Genomic DNA, 6,816 nt, shown 5'->3' with positions numbered 1-6,816 from the left:
AGCATATTGTACCCCAATAGTTAATATTCTACGTTGAGAGTCTAAACAAGCTGCTGCTAATTTAATACGGCCAACATTAAGTGCATTCATGGCGATTTTAAATCCTTCTCCACGACCAGCTAGCATATTTTCGATAGGTACAACAGTGTCGTTAAAGAATACTTGACGAGTAGAACTTGCTCTAATACCAAGTTTATGCTCTTCTTCTCCTAAAGTGATGCCGTTAGATGGATCATTTTCAACAATAAAACCAGTAATGTTTTTATCGTCTTCTATACGTGCAAAAACGATGAATACGCTACAGAATCCTGCATTTGATATCCACATTTTTTGACCATTAATTTTATACGATTTTCCATCTTCTGAAAGTTCAGCTGTAGTTTTTCCTGAGTTAGCATCCGATCCTGCTCCTGGTTCTGTTAAACAGTATGCTCCAAACCATTCTCCTGATGCTAATTTTGGAACGTATTTTTGCTTTTGTGCTTCTGTACCATATAATGTAATTGGCATTGTACCAATTCCTGTGTGTGCTCCAAATGCTGTACTAAAAGATCCTGTACCAGAGGAAATATAATCGCAAGTTAATACTGTAGAGACAAATCCCATTCCTAATCCTCCGTATGCTTCTGGTACAGCAACACTAAGAAATCCTAGATCGCCAGCTTTTTTCATACACTCTTCGGTTAAAGCATAATCTTTAGCTTCAAAGCGTGGTTTATTAGGTATAATTTCACGGTCATTGAATTCCATAACCGCTTCTTTCATCATATTTTGTTCTTCTGAAAAATCTTCTGGAGTGAATACGTGTTCACAATCTGTTTCTTTTACAAGGAATTGCCCTCCTCTTAATAAATCTTTTTCTTCCATTTTATTTGTAGATTCTAGACAGCTAGATTTTAGATTCTAGACTGCTTTGTTGATTATAATATTTTATTTTTTAAGTCTATGCTCTAGACTCTAATCGTCTATTTTCTAGTTAAGAAATTCAAATATTCCACATGCTCCTTGCCCTGTTCCTACACACATCGTTACGGCACCATATTTCCCTTTCATGTTTTGCTTACGCATTTCATCGAATAACTGTACAGATAATTTTGCTCCAGTACATCCTAATGGATGCCCTAAAGCGATAGCTCCTCCATTAACATTTATAATGTCTGGATTTAAGTTTAACTCACGAATGACTGCTAAAGATTGAGAGGCAAAGGCTTCGTTTAATTCTATTAAAGATAAATCGTCTTGTTTTAACCCTGCTTGTTTTAATGCTTTTGGGATGGCTTTTACTGGCCCAATTCCCATAATGCGAGGTTCTACACCTGCAGCTGCATAGTTTACTAAACGAGCTACTGGTTCTAGATTTAATTCTTTTACCATGTCTTCGCTCATTACCATAACAAAGGCTGCACCATCACTCATTTGCGATGAGTTACCAGCTGTTACACTTCCGCCTTGAGCGAAAACAGCTCTAAGTTTTGCTAAAGCTTCTTTATTAGTTCCTTTACGTGGGCCTTCGTCTTTGGTTACGGTATAGGATTTTGTTGCTTTTTTTCCGTTGTCGTCAATGTATGTTTGTTCAACATTTATTGGTACAATTTGATCTTGAAAACGATTTTCGGCTTGTGCTCTTAAGGCTTTCATGTGTGAGTTGTATGCAAACTCATCTTGATCTTCACGAGATACTTTAAATTGATTTGCTACAGCTTCGGCAGTATTTCCCATTCCCCAGTAATAATCTTCATGTCCTGCTTTTACAATAGCATCATAATTTAATTCTGGTTTAAATCCTGTCATTGGTACAGAACTCATACTTTCTGCTCCTCCTGCAATGATGCAATCGGCCATTCCCGCTTGAATTTTAGCAGTTGCCATACCAATAGTTTCTATTCCTGATGAGCAAAAACGATTTACTGTTACTCCTGGTACATCTACAATATCTAATCCCATTAAAGAGATTAAACGTGCCATGTTTAGTCCTTGAGATCCTTCTGGCATTGCATTACCAACTATAACGTCGTCTATACGTTTAGGGTCTAAGTTAGGCAGTTCTTTCATCATGTGTTTAATGGTTTCTGCTGCCAGTTCATCTGTTCTTTTAAAACGGAACACGCCTTTTGGTGCTTTACCAACTGCTGTTCTATATGCTTTTACTATATATGCGGTCTTCATAGTTCTACTGTTTGTTAATTAATAAGAATCTAGAGTCTAGACGTCTAGAAATTAGACTAGTTACCTAGGTTATCTATAAACTTTCCTAACATTTTTTGAATTTGTAATATTTTATTTTCTAGCGTTTCAAATTTATTTTTATCTAGATAGCCTTCATTAAATGCAACAATTAATTGTGTTTCCCATTCGAATGCTGAACCTAAGCTATTTTCTAAATATTTTTTGAAATGCTTATTTGTACTTTTACTTGAACCTTCAGAAATATTAGATGGTATTGATACAGCGCATCTATTCATCTGGCTAATCAAATTGAATTTTTCAGTATCAGGGAATGTCTTTGTTAGTTTGTAACTGTCACTTACCAGTGCAATTCCATCCTGCCAAATTTTTAATTTTTTAAAATTATGTCTTCCCATTTATCTAAAAATCTAATTGTCTATAATCTAGTCTCTATTAGTCTAGTTTCTTAACGGTTTCCCTTTAGTAAGCATGTGCTGAATACGTTCTAAAGTTTTACGTTCTGTACAAAGCGATAAGAAGGCTTCTCTTTCTAAATCTAATAAGTATTGTTCGCTTACTAGAGTAGGTTCAGATAAATCCCCACCAGCCATTACATATGCTAATTTGTTAGCTATTTTATGGTCGTGTTCACTTATGTAGTTACTTGCTTCCATAGAATCTGTTCCTACTAAAAACATACTTAAGGCTTGTTTACCAAGTACTTTTACATCTTTACGTTTTACTGGTTGACTGTATCCTGCATCTGCCATTAATTTTGCATGTGCTTTTGCTATTGCTAATTGTCTGTCTTTATTTACAACAACGATGTCTTTTCCTTTTTGTAAGATTCCTGTATCGAAAGCTTCGTATGCAGATGTCGCTACTTTAGCCATACCTATTGTTAAGAAGTACTCTTGTAGTGTGTTAAGTTGTACATCTCCTTTTTTAAAGGTGTCCGATGCTCGTAAAGCCATTTCTTTAGAACCTCCTCCGCCAGGAATAACACCAACTCCAAATTCTACTAAACCAATGTAAGTTTCTGCTGCAGCAACTACTTTATCGGCATGCATTGATAGTTCACAACCGCCTCCTAATGCCATACCGTGTGGTGCAGCTACTGTTGGTATTGCAGAGTAACGCATACGCATCATGGTGTCTTGGAAATATTTAATGGCCATATTTAGCTCATCGTATTCTTGTTCGGCAGCCATCATGAAAATCATACCTATGTTTGCGCCTACAGAGAAGTTTGCAGCTTGATTTCCTACTACTAATCCTGCGAAATCTTTTTCTGCTAAATCAATAGCTTTATTAAGTCCTGCTAATACATCTCCACCTATGGTATTCATTTTAGATTGGAATTCTACGTTTAAGATTCCATCTCCTAAATCTTGAACAGATACTCCTGAATTTTTAAAGACTTCTGTTGTTTTTCTAATATTATCTAAAATGATAAATGCGTCTTGTCCTGGTATTTTTTCTTGAGATTTTTTAGGAATATCGTAGAAGTATGTAGCTCCATCTTTAATAGAGTAGAAGGCATCACTTCCAGATTCTAGCATGTCTATAACCCAGTCTGCTGGTTTTAAACCTTCGGCTTGCATCATTTCTATTCCTTTTTCTACTCCTATAGCATCCCAAATTTGGAAAGGTCCATGTTCCCAACCAAATCCTGCTTTCATAGCATCGTCTATTTTATATAGCTCGTCTGTAATTTCAGGAATACGATTTGAAACGTAAGCAAATAATGCCGAGAAACTTTTTCTGTAAAATTCTCCTGCTTTATCTTTTCCTTTTACTAATACTTTAAAACGATCTGCTACTTTATCTATAGATTTTGTTAATTCTAATGTGGCAAATTTTGCTTTTTTAGCAGAACGATATTCTAATGTGTTTAAATCTAATGAAAGGATTTCTTTTTTTCCTTCTGCCGATACTGTTTTCTTGTAGAACCCTTGCTTAGTTTTGCTTCCTAACCACTTATTTTCCATCATAGTGTTGATGAAATCTGGTAGTTTAAACAATTCTAAACGCTCGTCATCTTTGCAGTTTTCTCTAATTCCATTAGCTACATGCACTAAGGTGTCTAAACCTACAACATCTACTGTACGGAAAGTGGCCGATTTTGGTCGTCCAATAACTGGCCCTGATAATTTATCGACTTCTTCTATTGTTAAATCCATCTCCTTAACGGTGTGGAATAAACTCATAATACTAAAGATACCAATTCTGTTTCCAATAAATGCTGGTGTGTCTTTAGCTATTACAGATGTCTTACCTAAGAATTTCTCTCCGTAACCGTTTAGGAATTCTAAAACTGACGCCTCTGTTTTAGGTCCTGGAATTATTTCAAATAATTTTAAGTAACGTGCTGGATTAAAAAAGTGAGTACCACAGAAATGTTTCTGGAAATCTTCGCTTCTTCCTTCACTCATAAACTTAATAGGAATACCAGAAGTGTTAGAGGTAATTAACGTTCCTGGTGTTCTGTGTTGTTCTAATTTCTCGAAAACTTGTTGTTTAATATCTAATCTTTCTACAACAACTTCCATAATCCAATCTACATCTGCCACTTTAGCAATATCATCTTCAAGGTTTCCTGTTGTGATACGGTTTTTAAAAGAGGGATGGTATAATGGTGCTGGTTTCGATTTTATAGAGGCCGTTAGGGCATCATTAACCAGGCGATTACGGACTGCTTTATCTTGTAAGGTCAATCCTTTAGCTTCTTCTTTAGCATTTAGTTCACGAGGAACTATATCTAATAACAGGACATCTACACCAATATTGGCAAAATGACAAGCGATACCGCTTCCCATGATTCCGGAACCAACTATCGCGACTTTTTTTATTCTACGTGTGCTCATATTATTTTAAAACAGATTGTTTTTGGTTGTATATTTTTTTGTTTGAAATTAATTCGTTGATGACTTCTGATACTTCGTAGAAGTGTTTTAGTTTTTCTTCGGAAACATTTTTTCTTACTGTCTCATTAAAGATTAAAACACGGTCTCTTGAGTATTCTCTTTTTTCTCTACCAAATTCGGTTAAATGTATTAGTACGCCACGACCATCATTAGGGTTGGGTTTACGTTCTATTAAACCTAGTTCTTCCATTCTTTTTAGAATACGAGATAAACTTGTGGCTTCCATTCCCATAATTGGGCCTAGAGAAGTTGAAGGTGTGCCATTTTCTGGGTCTATACTTAATAAAGTAAATCCAGTTGCCATTGTAGAGTCAAATTTGGCAGCTTCTTCGTTATACATTTTATTCACAGCCAGCCATGTTGTGCGTAAAATATAATCTATCGTTTTATCTTTCATTTTAAGGGAACTATTTGTTAGTTCCCAAATATAATAAAAATTTACTATGCACGCATAGTAAATTTTAAAAAAGATTATTTTGATTTATAAAAACATTGGTTTGTAGTTTAGGAGTCTAATAGTTTATTCCAAGCGCTATCGAAATCTTTATTATAGAGAACTTCACTATTTTTTGCATCTACTTTAGCTAACCATTGTTTTTGTTTTGGACTTAAATAGGGTATAGGTGATTTACTATTACCTAAGGCACTATTTATTTTGGTTTTTTGAACTTGGCTTAAAGGTAAGAATTTTAATTGACTGTGTTGCAGATAATAATCTTCATCTTTTTCTGCCCATATAAACTTGTTTTTAGAGATAACGGGAGACATTTTATTAGCTTTTGCAAATGTATTTAAAGTTTCTTCAGATATTTTAGTTGCATCATACTTTACTTTTACTACTTCTCCATTTATAAAACCTGCTTGTGTTATTAAAACACCATCTTGTGAGCCTAATTGTTTTTCGCCTGTCCAGAAACAATACATTTTATAATGGGTCTCTTTTATATTTGGGGTGTTGAAATTAATAGTTAATTCTTGCCCTAAAATTTTTACATATTCTGGTATTATTTTGCCTTCTGCTTTTAGTGCTTTTACCATAGCGTGGTATAGTCCTTTTGCAGAATAATCGCTAGCGACTCTTTTTACTATATTATCTCCTTTTTTGTTTACAATTCGTACCACTGGGTTGTTCCAGGTTGGTTCGTTATACTTTTTTAATGTAATTAAATCTTTTCCTTTTTTATTGTTGAATATTGCCAACGGAATAAATTCATTTTCTATGGTTTCTGTCATTAAAGGGTTACTTAATACATTATGGCCATAGTTTCTGCAAGTTGCACAGCCTGGTACTTCTTGGAATAATATTAAAACGGGTTTGTTTTCTTTTTTTGAGGCTGCAATAGCTGCATCGTAATCGCGATACCAACTTACTTTACCTAATTCTTCATCTTGATTTTTTGGGTTTGTGCGTTCTTGCGCATTGCTATTTTGAAAGAGTGTTAGTATTAATGTTAACGTAATAGTTTTTATAATATGCTGCATAATTCCTGGTTTTATTTTCAGGAATTAAGTCTTAAATAGTTTGAAAATCTTACAAGTAGAGATGTTAAAAGGATTATAAATCAATATCTAATACTTCTTTTCTAGATTTTTTTTAATGGATATAACTGTCTAAATCTTTAAAATATGTAGAGTTTTCATTTCTTTAAAGGTTTCTTGAAATTGTTGATTATTGGGTGTGTAAATATTAAATAAACTCACTTTTAATGAGAGTGTTATTATA

At 34.2% G+C, this 6,816-nt stretch carries 6 protein-coding genes; all 6 read right to left on the bottom strand.

The genetic code is table 11. The features are described 5' to 3' along the window. Positions 1–867: acyl-CoA dehydrogenase family protein (locus tag ACVC2P_RS00695; protein WP_452596563.1), on the bottom strand; the 867-nt coding region annotated here is incomplete at its 3' end. A gap of 105 nt (positions 868–972) precedes the next feature. Beyond that, complete coding sequence (locus tag ACVC2P_RS00690) at positions 973–2,166, bottom strand: acetyl-CoA C-acyltransferase (RefSeq protein ID WP_452596562.1); 1,194 nt, start codon at positions 2,164–2,166, stop codon at positions 973–975. A gap of 56 nt (positions 2,167–2,222) precedes the next feature. After that, positions 2,223–2,582, bottom strand: coding sequence for a four helix bundle protein (locus ACVC2P_RS00685; RefSeq protein ID WP_452596561.1), 360 nt, complete (start codon positions 2,580–2,582; stop codon positions 2,223–2,225). A 42-nt stretch (positions 2,583–2,624) separates the two neighbouring features. Continuing rightward, positions 2,625–5,033, bottom strand: a complete 2,409-nt coding sequence (locus ACVC2P_RS00680; RefSeq protein ID WP_452596560.1) for a 3-hydroxyacyl-CoA dehydrogenase/enoyl-CoA hydratase family protein — start codon at positions 5,031–5,033, stop codon at positions 2,625–2,627. Between the two features lies 1 nt (position 5,034). Then, the gene (locus ACVC2P_RS00675) at positions 5,035–5,490 is read right to left on the bottom strand and encodes a MarR family winged helix-turn-helix transcriptional regulator (protein WP_452596559.1); all 456 of its coding nucleotides are present in this window, start codon (positions 5,488–5,490) and stop codon (positions 5,035–5,037) included. Between the two features lie 107 nt (positions 5,491–5,597). After that, positions 5,598–6,575 carry a VPGUxxT family thioredoxin-like (seleno)protein, type 2 gene (locus ACVC2P_RS00670; RefSeq protein ID WP_452596558.1) on the bottom strand — a complete coding sequence of 326 codons (978 nt, stop codon included), beginning with the start codon at positions 6,573–6,575 and terminating at the stop codon, positions 5,598–5,600. Positions 6,576–6,816: the final 241 nt, after the last annotated feature.

The organism is Pontimicrobium sp. MEBiC01747 (assembly GCF_053601635.1).
Note: the sequence above shows the minus strand (reverse complement) of the source record. Positions and strands in the feature narration are given on the sequence as shown.